This is a genomic window from Salinispora sp. H7-4 (assembly GCF_013416675.1).
Lineage (GTDB): Bacteria > Actinomycetota > Actinomycetes > Mycobacteriales > Micromonosporaceae > Micromonospora > Micromonospora vitiensis.
Genome location: NZ_JABZED010000003.1, coordinates 493,023 through 519,414 on the forward strand (window position 1 = coordinate 493,023; position 26,392 = coordinate 519,414).

The 26,392-nt window shown below is 71.6% G+C and carries 25 protein-coding genes and 1 riboswitch; of the genes, 10 read left to right on the forward strand and 15 right to left on the reverse strand.

Annotated elements, in window-relative coordinates; translation table 11 throughout:
* Positions 1-55: 55 nt before the first annotated feature.
* Positions 56-361 carry a type II toxin-antitoxin system PemK/MazF family toxin gene (locus H0524_RS04195; protein WP_180197455.1) on the reverse strand — a complete coding sequence of 102 codons (306 nt, stop codon included), beginning with the start codon at positions 359-361 and terminating at the stop codon, positions 56-58.
* A complete protein-coding gene (locus H0524_RS04200) occupies positions 339-596 on the reverse strand; it encodes a DUF6364 family protein (protein ID WP_018222622.1) in 258 nt (85 codons plus the stop codon). Before H0524_RS04200 ends, H0524_RS04195 begins: the two co-directional genes overlap by 23 nt.
* Positions 597-717: 121 nt before the next feature.
* Between H0524_RS04200 and H0524_RS04205 the strand changes: the two genes are divergently transcribed.
* Genes H0524_RS04205 through H0524_RS04225 form a run of 5 tightly spaced genes read left to right on the forward strand, consistent with a single transcriptional unit; the run spans position 718 to position 8,238 of the window.
* Complete coding sequence (locus tag H0524_RS04205) at positions 718-2,865, forward strand: molybdopterin oxidoreductase family protein (protein ID WP_180197456.1); 2,148 nt, start codon at positions 718-720, stop codon at positions 2,863-2,865.
* The gene (locus H0524_RS04210; protein WP_180197457.1) at positions 2,862-4,298 is read left to right on the forward strand and encodes an FAD-dependent oxidoreductase; all 1,437 of its coding nucleotides are present in this window, start codon (positions 2,862-2,864) and stop codon (positions 4,296-4,298) included. The genes H0524_RS04205 and H0524_RS04210 overlap by 4 nt, the downstream gene beginning before the upstream one ends.
* Positions 4,295-6,808 (forward strand): nitrite reductase large subunit NirB, encoded by a 2,514-nt coding sequence (nirB, locus tag H0524_RS04215; protein WP_180197458.1) that lies wholly within the window; start codon positions 4,295-4,297, stop codon positions 6,806-6,808. Before H0524_RS04210 ends, nirB begins: the two co-directional genes overlap by 4 nt.
* Entirely contained in the window at positions 6,805-7,149 is a 345-nt protein-coding gene (gene nirD, locus H0524_RS04220) for a nitrite reductase small subunit NirD (protein WP_180197459.1), read from the forward strand. Before nirB ends, nirD begins: the two co-directional genes overlap by 4 nt.
* Positions 7,150-8,238, forward strand: coding sequence for a uroporphyrinogen-III synthase (locus tag H0524_RS04225; protein WP_180197460.1), 1,089 nt, complete (start codon positions 7,150-7,152; stop codon positions 8,236-8,238).
* 114 nt (positions 8,239-8,352) lie between these two features.
* Here the strand turns inward: H0524_RS04225 and H0524_RS04230 are convergent, their stop codons facing one another.
* From H0524_RS04230 to H0524_RS04245, 4 genes are all read right to left on the reverse strand, one after another.
* On the reverse strand, positions 8,353-8,970 hold the full coding sequence (locus tag H0524_RS04230) for an ATP/GTP-binding protein (protein WP_180197461.1): 618 nt from the start codon (positions 8,968-8,970) through the stop codon (positions 8,353-8,355).
* On the reverse strand, positions 8,951-9,316 hold the full coding sequence (locus tag H0524_RS04235) for a DUF742 domain-containing protein (protein WP_180197462.1): 366 nt from the start codon (positions 9,314-9,316) through the stop codon (positions 8,951-8,953). Before H0524_RS04235 ends, H0524_RS04230 begins: the two co-directional genes overlap by 20 nt.
* 86 nt (positions 9,317-9,402) lie before the next feature.
* Positions 9,403-9,810, reverse strand: a complete 408-nt coding sequence (locus H0524_RS04240; protein WP_026184686.1) for a roadblock/LC7 domain-containing protein — start codon at positions 9,808-9,810, stop codon at positions 9,403-9,405.
* Positions 9,810-12,971, reverse strand: a complete 3,162-nt coding sequence (locus tag H0524_RS04245) for a sensor histidine kinase (protein WP_180197463.1) — start codon at positions 12,969-12,971, stop codon at positions 9,810-9,812. The genes H0524_RS04240 and H0524_RS04245 overlap by 1 nt, the downstream gene beginning before the upstream one ends.
* Before the next feature lie 432 nt (positions 12,972-13,403).
* Between H0524_RS04245 and H0524_RS04250 the strand changes: the two genes are divergently transcribed.
* Positions 13,404-14,582 carry an ABC transporter substrate-binding protein gene (locus tag H0524_RS04250; RefSeq protein ID WP_180197464.1) on the forward strand — a complete coding sequence of 393 codons (1,179 nt, stop codon included), beginning with the start codon at positions 13,404-13,406 and terminating at the stop codon, positions 14,580-14,582.
* Between the two features lie 56 nt (positions 14,583-14,638).
* On the opposite strand, the gene H0524_RS04255 is transcribed toward H0524_RS04250, so the two are convergent.
* Positions 14,639-15,487, reverse strand: a complete 849-nt coding sequence (locus H0524_RS04255) for an ABC transporter permease (protein ID WP_018726219.1) — start codon at positions 15,485-15,487, stop codon at positions 14,639-14,641.
* A gap of 87 nt (positions 15,488-15,574) precedes the next feature.
* Positions 15,575-16,594 carry an ABC transporter substrate-binding protein gene (locus H0524_RS04260; RefSeq protein ID WP_180197465.1) on the reverse strand — a complete coding sequence of 340 codons (1,020 nt, stop codon included), beginning with the start codon at positions 16,592-16,594 and terminating at the stop codon, positions 15,575-15,577.
* 260 nt (positions 16,595-16,854) lie between these two features.
* Between H0524_RS04260 and H0524_RS04265 the strand changes: the two genes are divergently transcribed.
* The 4 genes from H0524_RS04265 to H0524_RS04280 all read left to right on the forward strand — a co-directional run bounded on the left by H0524_RS04265 (position 16,855) and on the right by H0524_RS04280 (position 20,296).
* Positions 16,855-17,631: an ABC transporter ATP-binding protein gene (locus tag H0524_RS04265; RefSeq protein WP_018726221.1), complete on the forward strand. Its 777-nt coding sequence runs from the start codon at positions 16,855-16,857 to the stop codon at positions 17,629-17,631.
* Entirely contained in the window at positions 17,631-18,581 is a 951-nt protein-coding gene (locus H0524_RS04270; RefSeq protein ID WP_180197466.1) for an LLM class F420-dependent oxidoreductase, read from the forward strand. The genes H0524_RS04265 and H0524_RS04270 overlap by 1 nt, the downstream gene beginning before the upstream one ends.
* Positions 18,578-18,880 carry a cupin gene (locus H0524_RS04275; RefSeq protein WP_180197467.1) on the forward strand — a complete coding sequence of 101 codons (303 nt, stop codon included), beginning with the start codon at positions 18,578-18,580 and terminating at the stop codon, positions 18,878-18,880. The genes H0524_RS04270 and H0524_RS04275 overlap by 4 nt, the downstream gene beginning before the upstream one ends.
* A 78-nt stretch (positions 18,881-18,958) precedes the next feature.
* Positions 18,959-20,296 carry a hypothetical protein gene (locus H0524_RS04280; protein ID WP_180197468.1) on the forward strand — a complete coding sequence of 446 codons (1,338 nt, stop codon included), beginning with the start codon at positions 18,959-18,961 and terminating at the stop codon, positions 20,294-20,296.
* Positions 20,297-20,387: 91 nt separating this feature from the next.
* Here H0524_RS04280 and thiC read toward each other — a convergent pair whose 3' ends face one another.
* The 7 genes from thiC to H0524_RS04315 all read right to left on the reverse strand — a co-directional run bounded on the left by thiC (position 20,388) and on the right by H0524_RS04315 (position 26,171).
* Complete coding sequence (gene thiC, locus H0524_RS04285; protein ID WP_180197469.1) at positions 20,388-21,980, reverse strand: phosphomethylpyrimidine synthase ThiC; 1,593 nt, start codon at positions 21,978-21,980, stop codon at positions 20,388-20,390.
* Positions 21,981-21,997: 17 nt separating this feature from the next.
* Complete coding sequence (thiD, locus tag H0524_RS04290) at positions 21,998-22,786, reverse strand: bifunctional hydroxymethylpyrimidine kinase/phosphomethylpyrimidine kinase (RefSeq protein ID WP_180197470.1); 789 nt, start codon at positions 22,784-22,786, stop codon at positions 21,998-22,000.
* Positions 22,783-23,391 carry a thiamine phosphate synthase gene (locus tag H0524_RS04295; protein ID WP_180197471.1) on the reverse strand — a complete coding sequence of 203 codons (609 nt, stop codon included), beginning with the start codon at positions 23,389-23,391 and terminating at the stop codon, positions 22,783-22,785. The genes thiD and H0524_RS04295 overlap by 4 nt, the downstream gene beginning before the upstream one ends.
* Positions 23,388-24,167: a thiazole synthase gene (locus tag H0524_RS04300; RefSeq protein ID WP_180197472.1), complete on the reverse strand. Its 780-nt coding sequence runs from the start codon at positions 24,165-24,167 to the stop codon at positions 23,388-23,390. Before H0524_RS04300 ends, H0524_RS04295 begins: the two co-directional genes overlap by 4 nt.
* A complete protein-coding gene (gene thiS, locus H0524_RS04305; RefSeq protein ID WP_018726228.1) occupies positions 24,164-24,364 on the reverse strand; it encodes a sulfur carrier protein ThiS in 201 nt (66 codons plus the stop codon). The genes H0524_RS04300 and thiS overlap by 4 nt, the downstream gene beginning before the upstream one ends.
* Positions 24,355-25,551: a glycine oxidase ThiO gene (thiO, locus tag H0524_RS04310; protein ID WP_180197473.1), complete on the reverse strand. Its 1,197-nt coding sequence runs from the start codon at positions 25,549-25,551 to the stop codon at positions 24,355-24,357. Before thiO ends, thiS begins: the two co-directional genes overlap by 10 nt.
* A complete protein-coding gene (locus H0524_RS04315) occupies positions 25,545-26,171 on the reverse strand; it encodes a thiamine phosphate synthase (protein ID WP_180197474.1) in 627 nt (208 codons plus the stop codon). The genes thiO and H0524_RS04315 overlap by 7 nt, the downstream gene beginning before the upstream one ends.
* Positions 26,166-26,275: riboswitch (TPP riboswitch) on the reverse strand. Its footprint overlaps the gene before it by 6 nt.
* Between the last annotated feature and the right edge of the window lie 117 nt (positions 26,276-26,392).

Genomic DNA, 26,392 nt, shown 5'->3' on the forward strand with positions numbered 1-26,392 from the left:
CTGGACACCGGCCGGTGAGGAGCGCTCCCGGTCCACAGGGCGACCGGCGGGTGGCTCAGAGCTGTTGCAGGATGCGCAGCGCCCGGTCGACCCGACGCATGACCTCGTGGTCGGCCACGTCCACACACTCGGAGAACCACTGCTTCATCGGCGAGGAGAGCCGGTCCGGCATCACCACCCGCTCGCCCATCGACACCGCGAGGGGGGAGTCCCGCAGCAGCGCCGTCTCCACCACCTCCGCCACGATCACGATCGGTACCGCGGTGGAGTTGTAGACGTCGGAGCTGACGACCAGCCCCAGCCGTTCCCGGGCCCCCGAGATCCGCCAGACCTCGCCCCTATGCAGCACGCGGACGGCCACCGCGGAGCAGGTCGTTGACCAGCCCCACCTCGTGGGCGTCAGCGAGCGCGGGGGTTTCCCAGTCGAGACCGGCACGGCTGACCGCGTCGGCGTGGGCGGAGAAGACCGCCCGCAGCGTCTTCTCCCGGGCGGCCTGGTCCATCCAGGCGGACAGGGAGAGCCCCTCGCGGCGGGCGAACCACCGGGCCTGCTCGATCGTCTCGTCGGCGAGCGACAGGGTCACCTTGGCAGTCATGCCGGCAGCCTACCCAGGGGTACGACCATCAGTCAGCCCACCAAGGTGGTGCGCCCGACTTGACCGGACCGAAACACGTGGGAACCGGGCCGGAAATCCCCTACCGGCACGCTTCACCGGCATGACAGACGGTACGCGCCCCGCTACCGCACCCGGACAACCCCACCTCGAGGCGGCGACACACTGCCCATACTGCGCGCTCCAGTGCGGGATGACCCTGCGCGAGACGGCCGGCGAGGTGGCCGTACTCCCCCGCTGGTTCCCCACCAACCAGGGCGGGCTCTGCCAGAAGGGCTGGACCGCCGCCGAGCTGCTGGACCACCCGGATCGCCTCACCACCGCGCTGCTTCGCGACCCGGCCAGCGGCGAGCTGCGCCCGGCGAGCTGGGAGGCGGCCCTGGACCGGATCGTCACCGGCATCCGCACCATCCAGGCCAACCACGGGCCGGACGCGGTCGCCGTCTTCGGCGGCGGTGGCCTCACCAACGAGAAGGCGTACGCGCTGGGCAAGTTCGCCCGGATGGTGCTCCGAACCCGACACATCGACTACAACGGGCGGTTCTGCATGTCGTCGGCGGCTGCCGCCGGGATGCGCGCCTTCGGTGTCGACCGGGGTCTTCCCTTCCCCCTGGCCGACCTGGGCACGGCCGACACCCTGCTGCTGGTCGGCGCGAACCCGGCCGAGACGATGCCCCCACTGGTGCGCTGGCTGACCGCGCAACGCCGCCGGGGCGGGCGGCTGATCGTGGTGGACCCACGCGTCACCGCCACCGCCCGCCAGGCCGACCTGCACCTACAGCCACTACCCGGCACCGACCTGGCGGTGGCCAACGCGCTGCTACACATCGCGCTCACCGAGGGGTTCGTGGACCACAGCTACGTCGCCGGCCGCACCACCGGCTTCGACGAGGTCCGCCGGACGGTGGCGGAGTGGTGGCCGGCCCGCGCCGAGGCGCTGTCCGGGGTGTCGGTCGCCGATCTGGAGACGACCGCACGGGCGCTGGGTGGCGCCCGCCGGGCGATCATCCTCACCGCCCGCGGCGCCGAGCAACACGCCAAGGGGGTCGACACCGTCACCGGGTACGTGAACCTGGCGCTCGCCCTCGGCCTGCCCGGCCGCCCCGGCTCCGGTTACGGCTGCCTGACCGGGCAGGGCAACGGCCAGGGCGGCCGGGAACACGGCCAGAAGGCCGACCAGCTTCCCGGCTACCGCCGCATCGACGACCCGGCCGACCGGGAGCACGTCGCCGCGGTCTGGGGCGTACCAGCGGAGGAGCTACCGGGGCCCGGGATGCCCGCCTATCGGCTGCTGGACTCGCTCGGCACCCCGGACGGGCCGAAGGCCCTGCTGGTGTTCGGCTCCAACCCGGTGGTCTCCGCGCCCCGGGCGGCCCGGATCGAGCGCCGCCTGCACGACCTCGACCTGCTGGTGGTCGTCGACTTCCTGCGCTCCGAGACGGCAGCCCTCGCCGACGTGGTGCTGCCGACCGCGCAGTGGGCCGAGGAGGACGGCACCATGACCAACCTGGAGGGACGGGTCCTGCGTCGGCGGGCGCTCCGCACACCACCGCCCGGCGTCCGTACCGACCTGGAGCTCCTCGCCGCCCTCGCCACGGCGCTGGAGCAGGGCCCCGGACGCCAGGCCGACCGGGACCGGGGGCCCGCCCTCTCCCCCGAGCCACAGGTGGTGTTCGAGGAGCTCCGAGCGGCCTCGGCCGGCGGGCTCGCCGACTACGCCGGGATCAGCTGGGAGCGGATCGACACGCAGGAGGGGGTGTTCTGGCCCTGCCCGGAGCCCGACGGGCCGGACGCCCCCCGGCTCTTCGCCGACCGGTTCCCCACCCCGGACGGGCGCGCCCGATTCCACGCCGTACAGCACCGACCCGCCGCGGAGCAGGTGTGCGCCGCCTACCCGCTGCACTTCACCACCGGACGGGTACTCGCCCAGTACCAGTCGGGAACGCAGACCCGCCGGGTACCCGCGCTGCGCCGGGCCGCGCCAGCGGCCTTCGTCGAACTGCACCCGGACGTGGCCGACCGCCTGGGCGTGACCGATGGCGAGCCGGTCCGGGTGCGCTCCCGCCGGGGCGAGCTGGTCGCGCCTGCCCGGCTCAGCCCGGCGATTCGGCCGGACACCGTCTTCGCCCCGTTCCACTGGGGTGGCACCGCCCGCGCCAACACGGTCACCAACGACGCCGTCGACCCGATCTCCGGAATGCCGGAATTCAAGATCTGCGCGGTCCGGGTGGAGAAGGTGGCGGCGACGTGACCGACCGAATTGTGATCATCGGCAACGGAATGGCCGGTACCCGCCTCGCCAGTGAGCTCTCCGCCCGCGGCGGGGACCGGAAGGTAACCACATTCGGGACAGAACCGCACAGGGCGTACAATCGGATCATGCTCTCCACCCTGCTGGCTGGAGCGATCGGGGAGCCGGACGTGCAGCTGGCCGAGGCCGCCGGACACGGAATCGACCTGCACACCGGGGTCTGCGTCACCGCCATCGACCGCGAGAACCGTGCCGTCCGCACCGACCGGGGCGACCGGATCCACTACGACCACCTGGTCCTGGCCACCGGTAGCCGCGCCGTCGTCCCCCCACTGGCCGGGCTGACCGGCAGGGAACTGCCAGAGCGGGTGGTGTCGTTTCGCACCCTCGATGACTGCCGCCGCATCCTCGCGGTTGCTGACCGGGCCCGCCGGGTGCTGGTGCTCGGCGGCGGGCTACTCGGCCTGGAGGCGGCCCGCGGGCTCGCCGGTCGCGGGCTCGAGGTGACGGTGGTGCACCCGGTGCCGTACCTGATGGAGCGGCAACTCGACCCGGCCGCGGCGGCTGTGCTCGCCGACACGCTCGCCGACCTCGGGGTAACCACCCAGCTGGCCGTACCGGCCACCGCCGTGCTCGCCGACTCCCGCGGCGTCCGCCTCGAGCTGGCCGACGGCCGGTCGTTCGACGCCGACCTGCTGGTGCTCGCCTGCGGCGTACGCCCGGACACCGCGCTCGCCACCGCCGCCAACCTGGCCGTACGGCAGGGGGTCCTCGTTGACGACCAGCTACGCACCAGCGACCGGCGCATCTCGGCCATCGGCGACTGCGCCCAGCACGGCGACACCCTGACCGGCCTGGTGGCCCCGGCCTGGGCACAGGCACGGGTGCTGGCACAGGTGCTCAGCGGCGCGGACCCGGCGGCCCGGTACCGGCCGAGACCGGTGGTGACCCGGCTCAAGACCGCCGGCATCGACCTGGCGGCGATGGGTGACCCCGGCGACGGCCCCGGTGAGGAGCTGACCTTCACCGACCCGGCCGGTGGCACGTACGCCCGGCTGCGAATCAACCACGAACGGCTGACCGCCGCGATCCTGGTGGGCGACAACCCCTCCGTCGGTACGGTCATCCAGCTCTTCGACCGGGGGCAGCCGGTGCCCAGCGACCGGCGGTCGCTGCTGCTCGGCCGGGCACCCGGCCCGGGACCGGCGGAACCGGCCACGACACCGGCGCTGATGCCGGCCGCGGCGACGGTCTGCCACTGCAACAACGTCAACAAAGGAACGCTGGTGGAGAGTTGGCGCCGCGGGGCGCGGACGGTTGACGAGGTGGTGGCGGCCACCCGCGCCGGTACGGGCTGCGGCTCCTGCCGGGACGCGGTCGCCGGCATCACCGATTGGCTCTCCACCGTGGAATCTGTGGAGGTGGAACGATGAAGAAAGGCCGACTGGTCGTCGTCGGCAATGGCATGGTCGGGCAGCGGTTCGTGGACGCGCTGCGGGACCGCGACAGCCACGGTCGGTGGCGGGTGACCGTGCTCGGCGAGGAGCCCCAACCCGCGTACGACCGGGTGCGTCTCTCCGCCCTCTTCGACGGGGTGGACGCAGCTGAACTGAACCTGCACACCCCGGATCCGGAGGTACGGCTGCGGCTCGGTACATCGGTCACCGCGATCGACCGGGCCCGACGCGTCGTGGCAACGGCCGCCGATGAGTACCCGTACGACGCGCTGGTGTTGGCCACCGGCTCAGACCCCTTCGTGCCGCCGATCGACGGCGCCGACCTGCCGGGCGTCTTCACCTACCGCACCCTGGACGACCTGGCCGCGATCCGCGCGCACGCCCGGGGCCGCCGGCGGGGCGTGGTGATCGGCGGTGGGCTACTCGGCCTGGAGGCGGCGAACGCGCTGCGGCTGCTCGGGCTCGCCACCAGCGTCGTGGAGTTCGCACCACGGCTGATGCCGATCCAGGTGGACGCCGCCGGCGGGGCGCTGCTGCGCCGCTACGTCGAGGAGTTGGGCGTCGCCTGCCACCTCGGGGTCGCCACCAGCGCGCTGCACCCCGGTCCGGACGGCTCGGTGGCCCAGCTGGAGCTGGCCGACGGCAGTCGGGTGGACGCCGACCTGGTCGTTGTTGCCACCGGCATCCGTCCCCGGGACGAGCTGGCCCGCGCCGCCGACCTGCCCCTTGGCCGCCAGGGCGGGGTGCTGGTCGACCGCACCTGCCGCAGCGCCGACGAGCGGATCTGGGCGGTCGGCGAGTGCGCCGCCGTGGACGGCACCTGCCACGGTCTGGTCGGCCCCGGCTACGCGATGGCGGAGACGGTGGCCGACCGGCTGGTCGGTGGGGCGGCCACCGTCCCCGACCCGGACACCGCCACCAAGCTGAAGCTGCTCGGCGTGGACGTCGCCTCCTTCGGCGACGCCCACGGCACCACCCCGGGCTGTCTCGACGTGACCTTCACCGATCCGGCCACCCGGGTGTACGCGAAGCTGGTCCTCTCCGACGATGCGCAGACGCTGCTCGGCGGCGTACTGGTCGGCGACGCCGACGCGTACCCGACGTTGCGGGCCAGCGTCGGGCAGGCGTTGCCTGCCGCGCCGCTCGCGCTGCTCGCCCCGGCCGGTGCGGGCACCACAGCAGCGGCGCTCCCCGGTTCCACGCAGGTTTGCTCCTGCAACGCGGTGACCCGCGCCGATCTGGACGCGGCGATCGCCGGCGGTGCGACCGACGTGCCGGCGCTGAAGGCGTGCACCCGGGCCGGCACCAGCTGTGGCTCCTGCGTACCGATGCTCCGGCAGCTACTCGACGCCGCCGGAGTTGGGCAGTCCCGCGGGCTCTGCGAACACTTCGAGCTGAACCGCCAGGAGCTCTTCGACCTCATCCGGGTCCGGGAGATCCGCACCTTCTCCAGCCTGATCGCCGAGTACGGCCGCGGCGATGGCTGTGACATCTGCAAGCCGGTGGTGGCGTCGATCCTGGCCTCCCTCGGCACCGGACACCTCCTCGACGGCGAGCGGGCGTCGCTACAGGACACCAATGACCACTTCCTGGCCAACCTGCAGCGGGACGGCAGCTACTCGGTCGTGCCCCGAATCCCCGGTGGCGAGATCACCCCGGAGAAGCTGATCGTGCTCGGCGAGGTGGCCCGGGACTTCGCGCTCTACACGAAGATCACCGGCGGGCAGCGCATCGACCTGTTCGGTGCGCGGGTGGAGCAGTTGCCGCAGATCTGGCGCCGGCTGGTCGACGCGGGCTTCGAGTCCGGCCACGCGTACGGCAAGGCACTGCGGACGGTGAAGTCGTGCGTCGGGTCCACCTGGTGCCGGTACGGGGTGCAGGACTCGGTCGGGTTGGCCATCGCGCTGGAGCTGCGCTACCGCGGGCTCCGCGCCCCCCACAAGATCAAAGCAGCGGTCTCCGGCTGTGCCCGGGAGTGCGCCGAGGCGCGCGGCAAGGACTTCGGCATCATCGCCACCGACGCCGGCTGGAACCTCTACGTCGGCGGCAACGGCGGATTCCAGCCCCGGCACGCCGACCTCTTCGCCACCGACCTGACCACCGAGGCGCTGGTACGGCTGGTTGACCGGTTCCTGATGTACTACATCCGCACCGCGGACCGGCTGCAACGTACCGCCGCCTGGATCGAGGCGATGGACGGCGGCCTGGAGCACCTCAACGCGGTCATCGTGGACGACTCGCTCGGGCTCTGTACCGAACTGGACGCGGCGATGGCGCGGCACGTCGGGTCGTACTCCGACGAGTGGCGCGACGTCCTCGATGATCCGGTCCGGTTGGGCCGGTTCACCTCGTTTGTCAACGCTCCCGAGGTGCCCGATCCCTCAATCCGGTTCACCGCCGAACGTGGACAACGGGTACCGGCGGGGGCCGGGGGGACCGAGAACCGACAGCCCGTCGGCCTGGGAACGCCGGAGGTACGGCGATGACCGGGCAGCCGCGGGAGTGGACGGTCGTCTGTCCCCTGACCCGCCTGGACCCGGGTCGGGGGGTGGCAGCGCTCGTCGACGGCGTCCAGATCGCGCTGTTCCGTACCGCCGCCGACCTGTTCGCCATCGACAACCGGGACCCGGTCACCGACGCGTACGTGCTCTCGCGCGGCATCGTGGGCAGCCGGGATGGTGTGCCGACAGTCGCCTCCCCACTACACAAACAGGCATACGACCTGCGTACCGGAGACTGCCTGGACCAACCGGGCGTCGCGGTCCGGTGGCACGAGGTGCGGTGCCGGGCCGGGCTGGTCGAGGTACGGCTGCGAGAGGAGGAGTAGATGCGCGACGAACTGGCCGGCTTCACCGTCGGGGTGACCGCCGACCGGCGTCGGGAGGAACTGGCCGCGCTCCTCCAGCGGCACGGGGCCCGGGTGGTCTTCGCGCCGGCCCTACGGATCGTGCCACTCGCCGACGACACCGAGTTGCGCGCGGCGACGCGGGCCTGTCTCGATCGGCCACCGGATGTCCTGATGGCCGACACCGGGATCGGGATGCGGGGCTGGCTGGAGGCGGCCGAGGGCTGGGGGCTGGCCGAGCCGCTTCGCGCGGCGCTGCGCGGAGCGTACGTGGTGGCGCGCGGCCCGAAGGCCCGCGGCGCGATCCGGGCCGCCGGCCTGCAGGACCAATGGTCGCCTGGCTCGGAGAGCTGCGCCGAGGTGGTGGCACACCTGCGTGACCGGGGGGTCGCCGGCCAGGTGATCGCCATGCAGCTGCACGGCGGAGCGCAACCCGAGTGTACGAGGGCGCTGGTTGCCGCCGGCGCGACCGTGGTCGCGGTGCCGGTCTACCGCTGGGCCCCGCCGACCGACCCGACCCCGCTGCATCGACTGATCGACCTGGTTGCCGACCGGATGGTGGACGCGGTGACGTTCACCTCGGCACCGGCCGCCGAGGCGTTGCTGCACGCCGCCGGGGACCGGGCCGACCGGGTGCTCGACGCGTTCCGGGGTCCGGTGCTGGCGAGCTGCGTGGGGCCGGTAACCGCGGAGCCGCTGCGGCGGCGGGGGGTGCCGGTCAGCGCCCCCGAGCGGGCCCGGCTGGGCGCTCTGGTCCGAACGATCGTGGCGGAGCTACCGCGGCGCGCGGTCACCCTGAAAGCCGCCGGTCACCTACTCACCCTGCGCGGGCATGCCACCGTGGTCGATGGTGAGCTGCGACCGCTGGCGCCGGCCCCGATGGCGGTGCTGCGGAGGCTGGCAGCGTCCCCGGGGCGGGTCCTGTCCCGAGCGGCGCTGCTCCAGACGCTGCCGCGCGGGGCGGACGAACACGCGGTGGAGATGGCGGTGGCGCGGCTGCGCGCCGGGTTGCGGGCCCCCGGGGTGGTACAGACGGTGGTGAAGCGCGGCTACCGCCTCCGGGTCGACTGACGCGGTGCCGCCGCAGCCCCGGCCCGCAGCTGGTTGCGGGCCGGGCTCGCAGACCGATGCCGGGGGAGCCGGCCACCGAGGCGGAGGTGACGGTGCCGGTCCACCGGCACCGTCTCACCCGACCGGAGTCGGGTAACCGCGCTCGTGCTCCGCCTGCAGGCGGCTCATGGCGTGCTCGACGACGGTCACCAGCACCTGCTTGACCGAGTCCCGGCCGCGCGCATCGGTCAGCACGAGCGGCACATCCGCCGGGATGGCGAGCGCCTCCCGCACCTCCGCCAACTCGTAGTTGGGGGCGTCGTCGAACCGGTTGAGCGCGACCACGTACGGCAGTTTACGGTTCTCGAAGTAGTCCAGCGGGGCGAAGGCATCGGTGATCCGGCGGGTGTCCACCAGGACAGCCGCGCCAACCGCACCACGGATGATCTCGTCCCACATGAACCAGAACCGAGTCTGTCCGGGCGTGCCGAACAGGTACAGGATCAGATCCTGCGCCATGGTGATCCGGCCAAAGTCCATGGCGACTGTCGTCGTCTCCTTGCCCGGCACTTTGGATGGATCGTCGATGCCGACACCGGCTGCGGTCATGACCGCCTCGGTGGTCAGCGGCGTGATCTCCGAGATCGCACCGACCAGCGTCGTCTTTCCCACGCCGAAGCCGCCCGCGACGACGATCTTCGCGGAGGTGATCTCCCGGCTCGCCCTGGCGGGGTCATAGTTCGCGAAGTCCACTTAGCACCCTTCCAAGCAGGTTCATCCGCTCCACAAACCCCATCGTGGGAGCGGCAGTGTGTAGCGTCAGCAAGCCCTCGGCCACCATGTCGGCCACCAGCACCCGGGTAACACCGAGGGGCATCCGGGTGTACGCGGCGATCTCCGCCAACGACTGCGCCCGGCCCTCACAAATCGTCGCGATACGGTGCTTGTCGTGCCCCGCGAAACGTGACTCGGCAACCGCCGTAGCGCTCGCGGACAGCACCGCCTCCAGGGTGATGTCCTGCCGCGGCTCCGTCCGGCCCCGAGTGACCGCGTACGGACGCACCAGCGCCCCACGCGGTTCGGTCCGCCGGCCTTCCATCCGCTGTCACCTCCCCTCTCGCCCGACCTGCGCCCCCTCGGCGCCGGATCTGCTCTCTTCAGGTGGCGCTACCCGGAGCCCGGTGATCATGAAGAAACCGCGTCCCGAGGCAGCGGCACCAGTGCGGCACCGACCCGTTCCACCAGGAGTGCCATCTCATAGCCAACCTGGCCGACGTCGCAACTGCGGGCAGCGAGCACCGCCATCGACGAGCCGTCACTGATGGACATCAGGAAGAGGTAGCCGCTGTCCATCTCGATGACCGTCTGCAGCACCCCGCCGGCGCTGAACATGCGGGACGCGCCGTCGGTCAGGCTCACCACGCCGGAAGTGATCGCCGCAAGCTGATCTGCCCGGTCCGCGGGCAGGTCCCGGGACGAGGCGAGCAGCAGCCCGTCGGCAGACACCGCAACCACGTGGGCGATGCCCGACACGCTGTCAGCGAAGTTGCTGAGCAGCCAACCCATGTCCTGCATGGTTGCTGGCCTGTTCATCAGCTCGTCTCCTTGCTCGAAGTGCTGTTGGGGTCCGAGCCGGCCGCGCGGCCCCGCTGCACGCCGCGGTGATAGGCCGACAGCAGGCCGCGGACTTCGTCCGGCGTCCGGCGGGTCCGTTCCCGGGTCCGGGGCTCGATCCCGCCGGGCACGAGTTGCGCCTTTGGCACCCGCTTCGGCAGACCGGAACGGGTGGTACCACCGTTGGACGGCTCGGCAGCCTGGGTGGCGCGGCTCCACCCCTCATCCGCGATGGTGCGCCACGCATTGCCACCGCTGGCCGGGGCCCCGGAGGCACTCGGCGAGGCCGGCGGTGCGCTGGCTGGCGGCACGACAGTCGGCGGCACGGCGGGCGGCGGCACGGCGGGCGGCGGCACGACAGACGGCGTCGCGATCGGGGGTGGCACGACAGACGGCGTCGCGATCGGGGGCGGCACGACAGGCGGCGGCACCACGGGCGGCCGTCCGGTGGAAGCGGGAGCGGCGGGAGCGGAAACGGGAGCGGCGGAATACGACGGCGCCGGGGTGGCGGCCGGCGGAGTCGTCGTCCTTCCGGGCACCCGGGTGGGTAGCTGCGACTCGACCGGGGGGCTCGCCGTCGCGGACGGCGCCGCTTTGTCGAAGTCCGGCCGGGTGAAGATGGTGGTCGCGTCGTTGCCGTGCGTCCGGAACCAGACCGCCTCCATCTCCCGGAAGATCGGCGCCTCCGCCGGCGCCTCCACCGGCGGCGCGGACCACCGTGCCGCATCGATCGATGCGGTGGCGGCCAGGTCGGCGCCGAGCCCACCGGTCAACGCGCTGTCGGTGCCGAGCGGGCTGGCGGGCGGCGGGTCGACTGGTGATGGCGGGGTAGCGGCCACGGTAGGGAAGGCCGCAGTCGCCACCGACGACTCGCCCGAGGGATTCCGTTGGGGCAGTGGGTGCGACGCGGTGGGCGCTGCAGCCAGACCGTCGGCGACGCTGCGGCTGGGCTCGGTCCCGCTCACCCCGACGGTCTGGTCCGGCACCACGCTGACCACCGCCGGCGCCGGCCACGGGGCCGGCTCGGGCTGCCGCTGCTCCGGCAGGGTAGCGGCGCTCGCGGCGACCGCCACCGGGTCCCCAAAGCTGACCGGGGCGGACGGGCCCTGCTCCACCGCGAGCGGCTGGCTGGGCCGGGTGAGCTGGGCCGGCCCCCGCCCGACGGGCAGCACAACCGCAGCCGTCGGCAGGGTCACCTGGGCGACGATGCCCCCCTCAACGTTGCGGCGCAGCTCGACCCGAATGCTGTGCCGCTCGGCGAGCCGGCTCACCACGGCCAGGCCCATCAGTCGGAACGCCGCGACATCGACGCTCGGCGGCTCCGCCAGCCGCCGGTTGAGCGAGTCGAGCTGCTCGTCGGAGAGGCCGAGACCGCGGTCCTCGACCTGGATGAGCACGTAGTCACGGATTCGCCGCCCGTCCGCGACCACGGTGGTGTTCGGCGGCGAGAAGCGGGTGGCGTTGTCGAGTAGTTCGGCGACGAGCCGGACCGCGTCGTTGACCACGTGGGCGGCCACCGACACGTCCGTGTCAACGGTGCCGAACTCGATCCGGTTGTAGAGCTCGACCTCGGACTGCGCGGCCCGCAGTACGTCCACCAGGAGAGCGTCCTCCCGCCGAGGTACGGTCGAGTCGGCTCCCGCGAGGACCAACAGGTTCTCGTCGTTGCGGCGCATTCGGGTGGCCAGGTGGTCCAGTTCGAAGAGTCGGGCCAGCCGCTTCGGGTCCTCCTCACCACGCTCGATCGCGTCCAGTTCCCCGATCATGCGGTCAACCAGCGTCTGACTCCGTCGGGCCAGGTTGAGGAACATCGCTGAGACGCTGGTCCGCAGGGCGGCCTGCTCCGCCGCCACCCGGACCGCCTCCCGGTGCACCACATTGAAGGCGACGGCGACCTGACCGACCTCGTCCTGGTTGGTGAGCCGGATCGGATCCCGAATCTCCCGGACGATCCCGTCGACCCCGCCCTCGTCAACCGCCTCCATGCTCTGCAGACGACGTACCGCTTCCGGCAGATCGTGGTTGGCCACGGCCAGGGCGCCCTCCCGCAGCCGATGCAGCGAGCGGTTCAGCGAACGGGCCAGCACCACGGCGAGGGTGACCGCGATGATCAGGGTCACCAGCACCAGTAGCAACTCGATGACGGCCTGCCGGAGGACGTCCGAACGGTTCTGCTCGGTATCGGCGAGCAGCTCCGCCTGGAGCCGGGCCTCGGTCCACCGCATGAGGTCGTGGACGGCACCGACGGCGGCGCTGGCGTCCTCCGCGCTCACCAGGGACTGCTGCCCGACCGAGCGCCCGATGTCCACGGCGACGGTGTCCGACAGCGTGACCGCGTCGCCCGAGATGGTGTTCTCCACGAACGAGCGTTGCCACGGCTCGGCCGCGAGGGCGAAGCCGAGTAGCGCCTCCTGCTGGCTGGTCAACGTCGCCAGGAAGGAGGAGTGCTGCTCCTCGTCGAAGCCGCCGGCGCTCAACGCGGTGTAGGCGACGGACTCTTCCTCGGCGACTGCTGCCTTGGCCCGGGCGAAGGCCGCGACCGCCCGCCGGGCCTCTGCCAGCCGCTCGTCGCCGGGGAGTTGGGCGAGGCCGTCGCTGTAGGCCACCAGGTCGGTCAGGATGACGCCGTAGCGCAACGCCGACTCGGCGACCGCCATCTGCCGACGCTCCAGCACCTGCTGTCGAATCGCGTCCAGCGTCTCGAGGTGCCCGTCGATAGCCGCCACCCGGTCGCCGACAACGGCGGGCAACTCGTCGAAGAGCTCGCGCTCCTCCCGGTATGCCCGCACCCGCTCGTCGGTGCTGCGCACCCGCAGGTTGTAGGCGTCGGCGGCTGCTTCCGCCTTTCCCGTCGACGCGACATAGACCGCAGCCGCCATTCGTTCGGTGTGCAGGTCCTGAGTAAGGGCCGAGATGTCGATGGAGAGTTCGGTGAGCGCTTTGGCCCGCGTGGCGTCGTACGCACCCTCGCCGACTGTGATCAGACGAACAGTCGCCAGCGCGACGACCGCGGCGACCGGTACGACCAAGATCAGCGCCAGCTTCGAGCGGATTCGCGCATTGTGGAGCCGAGGCAGTCGCCGCCGCTTCGGCTGCTCAATGCCGCTGCTTGCGGGCAGGGTCGTCGGTCCGGTGCTCACGACATCGCCTCCGTCATTTCATCCACGCCTGAACCGCTGACCATGTCTGGTCCAGCAGAGGAGAAGCCATGCGCGGCACGGCCGCGATTTCATCAGACGGGACGGGATTTGGAAAGTCGAGCTGGAGGCCGAAAGGGCCGGAGGACGGCCCGCCGATGCGACTGTCCACAAATGCCGCCAATCCCGCACCGCCCTGAACAGGCAATGTAGATGCAGATTGCTATAACAATACGGCTTGGAATCAGACGCGAACTTTACGTTACCCCAGCATGTGAGATTTTCGTCCCGAAACGCCTCCGCCCGGCCCGCTTGACCACGGGGGCCCGACATTGGCAAGGTTTTCCCGGCTGCGCGCACCCGTACGGGAAAGTGATCGACTCCCCACGATAACGGACGATCTGCCGGCTCCCGTGCCGTACCTGGAGGACAACGTTGAGCCCCATCCGCTCCGCAACCGCGGCACTCACCTCGGCCGTCCTGGCCGCCACACTCACCGCCTGCCAACTCGGCACGGAGGAGCAAGACACCAGCCCGATCATCATCGCCGCCGACCTCGAACTGTCCGGGCCCGGCGCGCAACTGGGCAAGACCTACCAACGGGCACTCGAGCTCAAAGCCGAACAGCTCAACTCATCCGGGGCGCTGAACGGGCGGCAGATCGAGCTCCGGGTCAAGGACAACCGCTCCGAGGCGAGCGAGTCCCTCCGCAACGTCACCGACTTCAGCACCGACCCCCAGGTCAGCGCGATCGTCCTGGGCGGTTGCAACGAATGCGCGGTGGGCGCGGTGGAGACCGTCAACAAGCAGCAGCTGCCGACGGTGGCGCTGGCCGCCGCCGAGGCCATCGCCAGCCCGGCAACGGAGCGCCGGTACGTGTTCAAGCTGGCTCCGAGCGCACCTGACAGCGCCGAAGCCCTCGCTGTCGAGCTTCGCCGCAACAAGATCGGCGCGGTGGGGGTACTGCGCAGCGACGACGCCTACGGCGAAGAGGGGCTCACCGTCCTCCAAGCCGCGCTGGACAAGGCCGCCATCGAGATCCGGGGTGTGCAGACCGTCCGCGCCACCGACACCGACGTCTCCAGCCAGGTCACCGCGCTGACCGGGAGCGGGCCCGAAGCGCTGGTGCTCTGGGCCCCCGCCGAGCAGGCTGATCTCGCCGCCGTCGCCGCACGTAAGGCCGGCTTCGAGGGCGCGCTCTACTTCGATGCCTCTGCCGCGGGCGAGCTCTTCCTCGGCGCAACGGCCCAGGCCGCGGAGAACGCCACGATGGTCTTCACCCAGACCATGGTGATCGACGACGTGATCGCCACCACCCCGGCGAAGGCGGCCCGGCGACAGTGGTTCCAGGACTACACCGCCCGCTTCGGCGGATACCACGGCTCGGCCTCGTTCGCCGCCGACGCCCTCCAGCTCATCACCGATGCCGCCGTGCGGTCCGGCAACAGCGGTGGCAAGCCCGACCGGGAGGGCATCCGGGACGTGCTGGAGACCACCCAGATGGACGGACTCTCGGGTCCGATCCGACTGACTCCGGACAACCACTCCGGCCTCATGCCGCAGGCACTGACCACACTGGTCGTGCGCAACGGCCGCTGGCATCTGGCCGGGTGACATCTCGGCCCGGCCCGGTGACACCGGGCCGGGCTGGCCCGGTCATGCAGGCTGGGTCACCGAGCCGAGGTGGTCGCGCGAACCCAGGGCAGGGCGAGACGTTCGACGAGGTAGAGCAGGGAGTAGAGCCCGATGCTCATCGCGGCGATCAACACGATCGCCGCCCACGCCGTCGCGGTCTCCCCAATCCCGTTGTACTGCAGGATCTGGTAGCCCAGGCCCGGCTGGTCCGAGTAGAACTCCCCGATCACCGCCCCGATGGCGGCCAGCGGCATCGCCACCTTGAGGCCGACGAAGACCTGCGGTAGCGCGGCCGGGAAGCGTACCTTCCGGAACGACTGCCACCAGGAGGCGTGCAGCGACCGCGCCAACTCGGCGAGGTCCGCCGGGGTGGTCGTCAGGCCAGTCGCGGTGGAGAGCACGATCGGGAAGAAGCAGAGCAGGAACACCATCGTCAGGACCGGCTTCGCACCCCAGCCGAAAGACACCACGAGTAGCGGGCCAAGCGCGATCTTCGGCACCGCGTTGACGGCGACGAGCAACGGCGCGAACATCCGCTCGAGGTGTCGAGACGCGGCCAGCGCAATCCCGATCAGCACCCCGGCGGCCGTCGAGAGCAGGAACCCCACCACCGTCATCGAGGTCGTGATCCCGAGCGCGGGCAGGAGCACACCGCTCCGTTCGACCATCGCGGCCCCGACGGCCTGCGGTGACGGCAGGGCAGCCGGGTGCACCAGGCCGAACCCGGTGGTGACCAGCCACCAACAGGCCAGTGCAATCACCAGTCCGAGGAACGGAAGCCCGGCGGCCCCGACCGGGATCGCACGACGTCCGCGGGCGGCCGGCGCGGGCGGGTTCACCACCCCTGCCGACGGTCCCTCGGGACGGGTCCGGGTCTCGGTCACCGCCTCCCTCCTTCCTGCCGGCTGCGGGCCGGCACACGGCGGGGGTGTGGACCGGGGCCCCGGTCCACACCCCCGAACGGTGGTCGATCAGGCCTTCGGGGTGAGGCTGAAGTCGATGACCTGGTCGGGCTCGAGCTCCTGCTTGAGCTGTCCCGCACCCCGCAGGATGGCGATGCTCTTCGCTACCCGGGCACTGTCCAGCGTGCCCAGCGTCGCACCGCTGTTGCTGGACCGGACGTAACCGGCCATCAACTCCAGCTCCGCCTGGGCGGACTCGACGTTCGTCGAATCCACGTTCTTCTTCAGCAGCTCGGCCGCCTCCTGCGGGTTCTCCAACGCGTACTCCAAGCCCTTCAACAGGGCCTCGCTGAACCGCTTGACCATCTCCGGCTTTTCTTTGGCGATCTGCGCGGAGGTGATCAGCACGTTGCCGTAGAGGTCCTGCATGTACTCGCTGTACGGCAGCATGAACGCCTTCTTCTTGGCGATCGCCTCGATGGTCGGCTGGCCCACGACGAACTGCCCGATGCCGTCGACCGTGCCGGAAGCGAGGGTGCCCATCAGGTCCTGCGGCTGACCGTTGACCCAGGTCACCTTACTCGCGTCCACGCCGGCCAACTCCGCGTACGTGGGGAAGAGGTTACGGACCACCGAGGTGGGGGAATCCGCGATCTTCTTGCCCTCGAGGTCCTTCGGGGTGGCGATGTTCGTACCCTCGACGGTGGCGATGCCGGCCATGGTGCGCTGCTGGATCGCGGCGACGACAACGAAGTCCTTGGCCTCGCCGTTGCCGAACTGGAGCAGGCTACCGGTGAGGTCGACCGGTCCGAAGTCGGCCTTGCCGCCGGAGACCGTCTGAATGGTGCTTCCGGTGCCCTGCCCCGGCTTGATCTCGACATCAAAACCCGCGTCGCGGAAGAAGCCCTTCTCCTTCGCCACCCAGGCGTAGGAGTCCCGGCCGAAGTTTCCGAAGGAAGTGAGGTAGGTTACCTTCTCCATCGCGCCGTCACCCCCCTCAGTGGAGTCCGAGTCGCTGCTACACGCCCCAACCATCGCCAGCGCAGCGGCCATCGAAGCCGCGGCGACCGTACGGGTCAGCCTTCTCATCAGTGCACCTTGTCCTTTCCGACCGGGGCCGAGCGCCACCGGAGGGTAGTCGGGTGGCGGCGGCCCGAAGGGTGAAGCCGGCGCCGCCATCGTGAGGGGACTCTTCGGGGGCACAGCGTACGAGAAAAACACCGCCGCACCACCAGGCATATCGGGTTGCGGAACGGACACAACTAATCCCACCCCAGCCAGCATTGCTGCCCCGCCCGACCGGTACCCTGTCGCCTGATCACTGATTGTCAACTCAGGGAGGTCCGCGGATGATCCGGCTGTCCGGGGTATCCCGGAACTTCAATGGCCGCTCCGGCCAGGTCGAGGCCCTGCGCGGCATCGACCTTGACATCGGCGACGGTGAGTTCGTCGCCGTACTCGGCCGCTCCGGCTGCGGTAAGTCCACTCTGCTCCGACTCATCGCCGGGCTGCTCCCGGTCACCATCGGGGAGGTCACCGTGGCTGACGCACCGGTCACCCATCCCCGACCGGACGTCGCGATGCTGTTCCAGCGACCGGCCCTACTGCCCTGGCGCACGGTGCTCGACAACGTCCTCCTCCCGGTGGAGATCTTCGGCTGGAAGCGGGCCCAACACCGCGACCGGGCCCGGCAGCTGCTGGAGCTGACCGGCCTCGCCGGGTTCGAGAAGCGGCTGCCACACGAGCTCTCCGGCGGCATGCAACAGCGGGTCTCGCTCTGCCGCTCACTGATCGGCGAGCCCCGGGTGATGCTGATGGACGAGCCCTTCTCCGCACTGGATGCGCTCACCCGCGAGGAGCTCTCCGGCGAGCTGCAACGGGTGCACATGGAGACCTCCGCGACGGTCGTCTTCGTCACCCACTCCATCGAGGAAGCGGTCCTGCTGGCCGACCGGGTGGTGGTGCTCAGCCCTCGCCCCGGCCGCATCCGCGACATTGTTGACGTCTCCATCCCCCGTCCGCGCACGCTTGGCCGCAACGCACATCTGGCTGATGTCGCCCGGGTCAGCGCCGACCTGCACGAGCTGCTCGCGGAGAAGGATCCCGTATCGGTGGAGGTACCCTGATGCGCATCTCGGTATTTACCGAGCCACACCGTGGCGCCAGCTACGAAGACCAGCTCCGGTTTGCCCGCCACGCGGAACGCTGCGGCTACGACGCCTTCCTCCGCGCCGACCACTACCGGGCGATGGGCGACGACCCGGCGTTGCCCGGTCCCACGGACGCCTGGCTGACGCTGGCTGCGCTGGCCCGCGAGACCAGCCGGATCCGGCTCGGCACGCTGGTCACCTCGGCCACCTTCCGGCTACCCGGCCCACTGGCCATCATGGTCGCGCAGGTCGACCAGATGAGCGGTGGCCGGGTCGAGCTGGGCATCGGCGCCGGCTGGTACGAACGGGAGCACACCGCGTACGGGATTCCCTTCCCCAGCGTCAGCGAACGGTTCGACCGGCTGACCGAACAGCTGGAGATCGTCACCGGCCTGTGGCGTACCCCTCCGGGGGCCGGGTTCAGCTACACCGGAGAGCATTACCAACTCGTTGACGCGCCAGCACTGCCGAAGCCGGTCCAGCACCCCGGTCCACCGGTGATCGTGGGCGGTCGCGGCGCGAAGCGTACCCCGGACCTGGCTGCCCGATACGCCGACGAGTTCAACATGCCGTTCACCCCCGTCGGGCAGACGGCGGCGGCGTACGAGCGGGTCCGGGAGGCGTGCGATGCCGCCGGCCGGGCCGAGTCCGGGCGGCAACCGCTGACGCTCTCGGCGGGGATTGTGGTGGCCGTCGGCCGTACCGACGCCGAGGCACGCCACCGCGCCGCTCCGCTGCACCGCCCCAGCGCCCTGCCCCCGGAGGATGCGGTCGTGGGCTCGCCCGCGCAGCTCGTCGACCGCATCGGCGAGTTCGCCGCGATCGGAGCGAGCCGCGTCCACCTGCGCCTCATCGACCTCGCCGACCTCGACCACCTGGAGCTCATCGCCGCCGCGGTGCTCCCCCAACTGGATGGACCGCAATGAGCACAACCGACCTTGAGCTGGGCCCGGTGGGCCAGGAGATCGTTTTCGAGAATGACCGGGTACGGGTCTGGCACATCCGGCTGGCACCCGGCGAGCGGCAGCCGCTGCATCGGCACGACCACCCGTATCTGGTGGTGGCGATCCAGGGTGCCAAGAACGTCGTGCAGACCATCGACGGCGACCGGATCGACGCCGACGAGCCGACCGGCGGCGTCGTCTATCGGGATCCGGGTGCGGTGCACATGCTCACCAACACGGGCGACACGACCTACCTGGCCCGGCTGGTCGAGCTCAAGTAGCCCAGCGCCGGGGGGCTACCGCACCCGAACCGGCGTGCCAGTGGCGCGCGCCCGTACCGGGACCGTAACGTGCCCGGCATGGCGTTTCGGACCTTGGGCAAGCTACTGCTCACGGCACTTGGGGTAAGCCTGCTGGCCGGAGCCGGACAGCTCGGCGTCGCATTCGGCCTCGGCATCGTGCGCTTCTCCGGCTCCTTCACCGGTGCGGGTGTCGACCAGTGGCCAGCACAGCTCGCCTGGGTCGCCTGGTTGGCGGCGAACGCCGCGGTCACCGGTGCCGTCGGTGCCGACCGGCTGGCGCGTCGGGGAGCCCCGCTGATCAGCGCTGGTCGGCGGGCCGCCGTGGCGGGCGCCGCCGCGCTCGGCGCCACGGTCGTCGCGCCGCTGGGAATGCAGTCCGCCCGAGCCGCCGACGTGGGTGCCGTGGAACCGGTCTGGTCCGTCGCCGCTGGTGCACTCCTTGGCGCGGTACTCGGCGGGGGCGCGGCGCTGGCCGTCCTCATCCGACCCCCACTGCTCTGGAACCTGGCGTTCGTCGCCGGCCTGGGCTGGTTCCTCGCCCTGGCCTCGGTTGCCCCGTCGCTGAACGACATCGGCCCACTTCGGGCAGTACGCCTCGGGGTGTGGGAACCCTCCTGGCTCGATCCCGCCGCGGCGGACCGCCTCTGTCTGCTGGGCCTTCCGGTGGCGGCGCTGCTGGCCGGAGCCGGCAGCGGCGGCCTCGCCCGTCGGCGCGGGCAGGCCGCATCCGTCGGCGCGCTGACCGGGCTCCCCGGGCCGATGCTGCTAGCCGGCGCGTACCTGGCCGCGGGCCCCGGGGCGGATACGGACCAGTACCAGGCCACGCCGTACTACGCCGCCCTGCTCGCGGTGGTCGCCGGCGGGCTCGGCTCGGCCGCCGCCGCGATGCTGCGCTGGCCACTGATCGAACGCCCCGTCGAACGAGCCACCACGATACTGCGCTGGCCGCCGAACAAACGCCCACCGGCATCCAACCCCGGGCCGACACCGCTGCTCACCCCCGAGCCGACGGCAGTCTCCCCGACACACCCGGCTCCGGCCGAGGTCGATTCGGCCGCACCGACCACCAGCGACCCCGTACCGGCGGCCCCGCCGCGTCCGGTAGCGGACGAGGACGAAGCCGACCCGGGCACTGCAGCCGACCCGGGCACCGCAGCCGAGCCGTTGGTGGCCGGCGCGACGCCGCCCGCCCCGCGCCGCCGAAGCCTGTTCCGACGCAGTCGCACCCGGGTCGACGAGGCGGGGAAGCCGCCAGCGGAGGTCCGGCTACCAGCACAGGACGAGGAGTTCGTTGACTGGGTCACCGGTCTGAGCGAGCCGGTGCCCAACAACGAACCCGATCGGGAAAGCGCTCGCCGCTCGTTGCGCTCGGTCGGCCGGCATCACGCCGACTGACCCGGGCCGCCCCCGGCCTCGACCGGCCCGGTCAACGTGGGTGCCACGGTGGCACCCCGCCCGCTGGTCGGGGTGCCACCGTGGTCAGAGATCAGGCAAGCGGAAGGTAGACCCGACCACCGGAGGCGACAAACTCCTCCGACTTGTCCTTCATGCCGCGTGCGGCGTACTCCTTGAGATCCTGGGTGATCTTCATGGAGCAGAACTTCGGGCCGCACATCGAGCAGAAGTGGGCCGTCTTCGCTGGCTCAGCCGGCAGGGTGGCGTCGTGGTAGGCACGCGCGGTCTCCGGGTCCAACGCGAGGTTGAACTGGTCCTCCCAGCGGAACTCGAACCGTGCTTTGGAGAGCGCGTCGTCCCACTCCTGGGCGCCCGGGTGCCCCTTGGCCAGGTCCGCGGCGTGCGCCGCGATCTTGTAGGCGATCACGCCGGCCTTCACATCGTCCCGGTCCGGCAACCCGAGGTGCTCCTTCGGGGTGACATAGCAGAGCATCGCGGTACCGAACCAGGAACTCATCGCCGCGCCGATAGCGGAGGTGATGTGGTCGTACGCGGGCGCGATGTCCGTGGCCAGTGGGCCAAGCGTGTAGAACGGCGCCTCGTGACACCACTCCTGCTGCAGTTCCACATTCTCCTTGATCTTGTGCATCGGCACGTGCCCGGGGCCCTCGATCATCACCTGGACGTCGTACTCCCAGGCGATCTTCGTCAGCTCACCGAGGGTGCGTAGCTCGGCGAACTGCGCCTCGTCGTTGGCGTCCGCGATGGAGCCGGGGCGCAGCCCGTCGCCGAACGAGAAGGTCACGTCGTAGCGAGCCATGATCTCGCAGAGTTCCCGGAAGTTCGTGTAGATGAAGTTCTCCTCGTGGTGGGCGAGGCACCACGCCGCCATGATCGAACCACCCCGGGAGACGATCCCGGTCACCCGCTCCACGGCGAGCGGCACGTACGCCAGTAGCACCCCGACGTGCACGGTCATGTAGTCGACGCCCTGCTCGGCCTGCTCAATGACGGTCTCCCGGAACACCTCCCAGCTCAACTTCGCCGGATCGCCACCGACCTTCTCCAGGGCCTGGTAGACCGGCACGGTGCCGATCGGCACCGGGGAGTTCCGGACGACCGCCTCGCGGGTCTCGTGGATCCGCTTGCCGGTCGACAGGTCCATCACCGCGTCCGCGCCCCACCGGGTCGCCCAGGTCAGCTTCTCCACCTCGTCGGCGATCGAGGAGGTTACCGCCGAGGTGCCGATATTCGCATTGATCTTCACCAGGAAGGCTTTGCCGATGATCGCCGGCTCGCACTCCGGGTGGTTGACGTTCAGTGGCAGCACGGCTCGCCCGGTCGCGATCTCCTCCCGCACCAACTCCGGCGCCACCCCCTCACGGATCGCCACGAACTCCATCTCCGGCGTCACCACTCCGGCCCGGGCGTACGCCAGCTGGGTCGGCCGCTGGCCGTCCACCCCCGCCAACGGGGTACCGGCGCCGCGTACCGGGGCGACGTCCCCCCGCGACGCGATCCACTTGCCGCGCATCGGCAGTAGCCCCGCCTCCGGGTCGGAGCCCGGTCCCGAGGTGTCGTAGAGCCGTACCGGCGGGTTGTCTCCGGCGAGGTCGACCTCGGCGAAGGGCACCTGGATGTCCGGCCGCGACCCCTCGACGTAGACCTTGCGACGTTTCTGCATGACAGCCTCCCTATAGGTCAGACGGACCAGCTGAAGTGATCGAGTGGTCCGCGTCCCGCGCCCAACTCCCAGCCCCGAGCGCCGATCAGCGCCCGGGTCACGTATTCCTTGGCCGCCGCGACGGCTGTCGGCACCGAATCACCGAACGCCAGCCGGGCGGCGACGGCCGCCGAGAACGAGCACCCGGTGCCGTGGTTGTGCCGGGTCGACACCCGGGCCGCGCGGAACCGGGTGGTGCCGTCCTCGCCGTGGAGCACGTCCACCGCCGCTTCATCACCGTCGGTGTCCCCGCCGGTGACCACGACATACTCCGGTCCGCCGGCGGCCAGTGCCTTCGCGGCGACGACCATCTCCTCGACCGTCTCGACCCGGCCGCCGGTGAGGGCCGCGGCCTCCGCCCGATTCGGCGTCGCCACCCGGGCGAACGGCAGCAACCGCTCCACCGCCGCGGCCGTGCCCAGCCGACGCCCACTGGTCGACACCAGCACCGGGTCGACGACGAGGTGCGGCAGTCGGCCCTCCCCCGCCGCAACAGCGACCGCGTCGGCGATCGCCGGGCTACCGAGTGTCCCGGTCTTCACCGCCCGCACCGTGAAATCGGTGAGCACGCTCTCCAGTTGGTCGGTGACGGTCTGCGGTGGCAACGGCAGCACGGCGTCCACCCCGCAGGTGTTCTGCGCGGTGACGGAGGTGATGACGCTGGTGCCGTACGCCCCCAGCGCCGCGAAAACCTTCAGGTCGGCCTGGATGCCGGCGCCCCCGCCGGAGTCCGAGCCAGCGATGGTGAGGACGGTACGGGGCGTCATCGCACGCCTACCCTGGAGCCGGCGTCGAACGCTCCCTGAAGGGCGGCGGCTACCGCGCCCGGGTCCTCGGCCCGCATGATCGCACCCAAGACCGCCACCCCGGCGGCTCCCGCCCGCACACAGTCGCGCACCTGCCCGGACGTCTCGATCCCGCCCAGCGCCACCGCCGGGACTGGACTGGCCTTGATCAAGCTTGCCAGCCCGGACGGAAGCAGCGGTGGGCCGTAGCCGGGCTTCGTCCGCGTCGGATAGACGGGGGAGAGAGTGGCGTAATCCTCAACCGTGAGCCGGCCCAGTTCCGCCTCGTCGTGGCAGGAACGGCCGATCAGCCCGAGCCGCGGCGGCGGGTACGGCCCAGCCGCCGGCAGGTGCACCGCGGCGCCGCCCAGCGGGTCCGGGCCGGCAACGACCAACGTACCGCCGACCGGGGTGAGGACCTGACGCAGGTCATCGGCGAGGGCGACGCGCTCGGCCCGGGGAAGGTCCCGCTCGCGCAGCACCACCCAGCGCGTACCGCCGGTCACGGCCGCGGCGACAACCTCGACGAGCGGTCGCCGCGCCGCCCGGCGATCCGTGAGCACCACCAGGCCGGTCGGCCCGGTCACAGCTCCGGCCGCCCATCGTCCGGAGTCGAGGCGAGGGCATGGAAGCGGCGCGGTATCCGGCCCGCCTGGTAGGCGAGCCGGCCGGATTCGACCGCGTACCGCATCGCCGTCGCCATCGCCACCGGATCGGCGGCCCGGGTCACCGCGCTGGCCAGCAGCACCGCGTCGCAGCCCAATTCCATGGCGAGCGCCGCGTCGGAGGCGGTGCCGATCCCCGCATCCAGGATCACCGGCACCGCCACGCTCTGCCGGATGAGCCGGATGTGGTGCGGGTTCGACACCCCGAGCCCCGAGCCGATCGGCGAACCCGCCGGCATCACCGCCGCGCAGCCGACATCGGCGAGCCGACGCGCCAGGATCGGGTCGTCCGAGGTGTACGGCAGCACGGTGAACCCGTCGGCGACCAACTCCTCCGCGGCCCGCAACAGCTCCACGCCGTCGGGCAGCAGGGTGCGCTCGTCACCGATCACCTCAAGCTTCACCCAGTCGGTCTCGAACGCCTCCCGGGCCAGCTGGGCCACCTTCACCGCCTCACCCGCCGTGTAGCAGCCGGCGGTGTTCGGCAACAGGCGGACCCCGCAACGGTCGACCAGGTCCAGTAGGCCGCCCGAGGGGCCCCCGGTGGTGTCCACCCGGCGCAGCGCCACGGTGACCAGGCCAGTGCCGGAGGCTCGGATCGCCTCTTCCAGGACGGTGAGGTTGGCGGCCCCGCCGGTGCCGAGGACCAGGCGCGACGGGATCGGTACCCCACCCAGTTCGAAGGTCACCCCGCTCACCCGCCCTGCGCGGCGCTGAGCACCTCGACCCGGTCACCCTCGCACAGCAGGGTGACCGGCCAGCCGCCCCGCGGCACAACCTCGCCGTTGACGGCGACCGCCAGGCCACGCTCCTGTTCGGTCACCGCCCGGACCAGGTCCGCGAGCGTGGCGCCGGTGGGCAGGCTGCGCCCAAGGCCGTTCACCATCAGTTCCACGACTCCTCCAGTGGGGTCGGCCGGGGCACGGCGGATCCGCACGCCGGGTCGGCGGTGGCGGATGGATGGGACAGCCCCGGACCGAGGCGCTCCGGGGTGAAGGCGGCGAGTAGCGGATCCGGCGTACCGGTGGTGATCAGGTCGGCGATCAGGTCGGCGGTCACCGGGGTGAGCACCACCCCGTGCCGGTGGTGCCCGGTCGCGGCGAGCACCGCCGGCCGGCCCGGGAGCGGGCCAAGGATCGGCGCGTTGTCGGGGCTGCCCGGACGGAGCCCGGCGACCGCCTCGACCAGCTCGTACTCCGCCACCTCGGGTACCAGGTCGGTGGCCGCCCGGAGTAGCCGCAGCACCGCACCGCTGGTCACCATGGTGTCGGTGCGCTCCTCCGAGGTCGCCCCGACCACGACCTCCCCGTCCGGCCGCGGGACGAGATAGACCTGCTCCCCGTCGGCGAAGCCCCGGATCACGTGCTGGAAGCCCGGCGCACCGGGAGCCCGGAGCCGAAGCACCTGGCCCTTGACCGGGCGAACCGGCAACCCGGTCAGCGCGGCGGAGCCGCAGCCGGCCGCGACCACCGTGGTCCCCGCGGTCACCTCGGTCAACCGCTGGACCGGCGTCGGCACCAGCACTCCCCCGGCCCGCTCGGTGGCGGTGCGCAACGCCGACACCAGCCGCCGCGGGTCCACCTGGTGATCGGTACCGGCGTAGGCGCCGCCCCGCATCCGGGGTGACAGCGCCGGCTCCCGGTCGCGAAGCTCGGAGGGGCGCAGTGGGGTGACCGGCAGCCCCAGCCCCTGCTGGTACGCCCAGAGCCGGCGGGCCACCGCGAGATCGTCGGTGGTGAGCCCGACCATCAGGGTGCCCTCGCTGCGGTAACCGACGTCGGTGCCGGAGGCGGCGGCCAGCTCGGCGGCGAACGCCGGCCAGCGCGCCGCCGACTCGGTGAGCAGGCCGGTCAGCTCGTGCTCCCCGAAGTACGCCTCGGCGACCGGCGCGAGCATGCCCGCCGCGGCGTGCACCGCACCCGAGCCGGGATCCGGGTCGTGTACGACGACCCGCAGCCCGCGGGCCGCACACCGCCAGGCGATGGCCAAGCCGATCGGCCCGGCCCCGACCACCGCAACGTCGGGGGTGGACAGCGAGTTCCGGTTGCCGCCCCGGTGGGTGTCGGGGAGTCTGCTCACCATGTCAGTGCCGCCATCAGTTCGGCGGTGGTCCGGGCGGGGTCGGCGGCGCGCGAGAGCGCGCCGATCACCGCCACTCCGTACGCGCCCGCGGCCCGCAGGGCGGGCACGTCCGCTGCGGTCACCGCCCCGATGGCGATCACCGGCACGCTGGCCGCGGCGGCAACCGCTTGTACCCCCGGCACGCCGATCGGGGGCGGCAGGCCGTCCTTTGAGGTGGTGGAGTGGACCGGCCCGACCCCGAGGTAGCTGGCCCCGGCGGCGACCGCCTCGACGGCGGTGTCCGCGTACCGGGCGGTGGCGCCGAGGACAGCGGCGGAGCCGAGCACCGCGCGGGCCGCACCGACCGGCAGGTCCTCGGCACCCACGTGCCCACCGGCAGCACCAACCGCCAGGGCCACGTGTAGCCGATCGTTCACCAGGCAGGTCGCACCGTACGGGGCGCAGAGCGCGGTCACCTGGCGGGCCAGGTCGTACGCCTGCCGGTCGGTCGCGTCGTCGGTCACGCGGACCTGGACGACCAGTTCGGTACGGGCCACCGCCAGGGCGCCCCGCACCACGGTGAGCGGGTTGTGCCCAGGTCGAGTGTCGGTAATCAGATGTAGACGCCCAAGGGACGACACGGCAACTCTCCTCCCTGCGCCGGCACTATCCGGATCAGGTTCAACGGTCGGGGGCTCTCAGCCCCCCTCTCAGCCCGGTTTACCGGGCTCCCGTGGGTTACTACCAACCACCGTACGGCAGAAGCCGTACGGCTGCCAAGACGGCGTCTACGGCACGGTGGTGCGGACCGGCCGCGGCCGGAGCCGACCCGGACACGAATCGGCCTCCCACCGCCGGGACG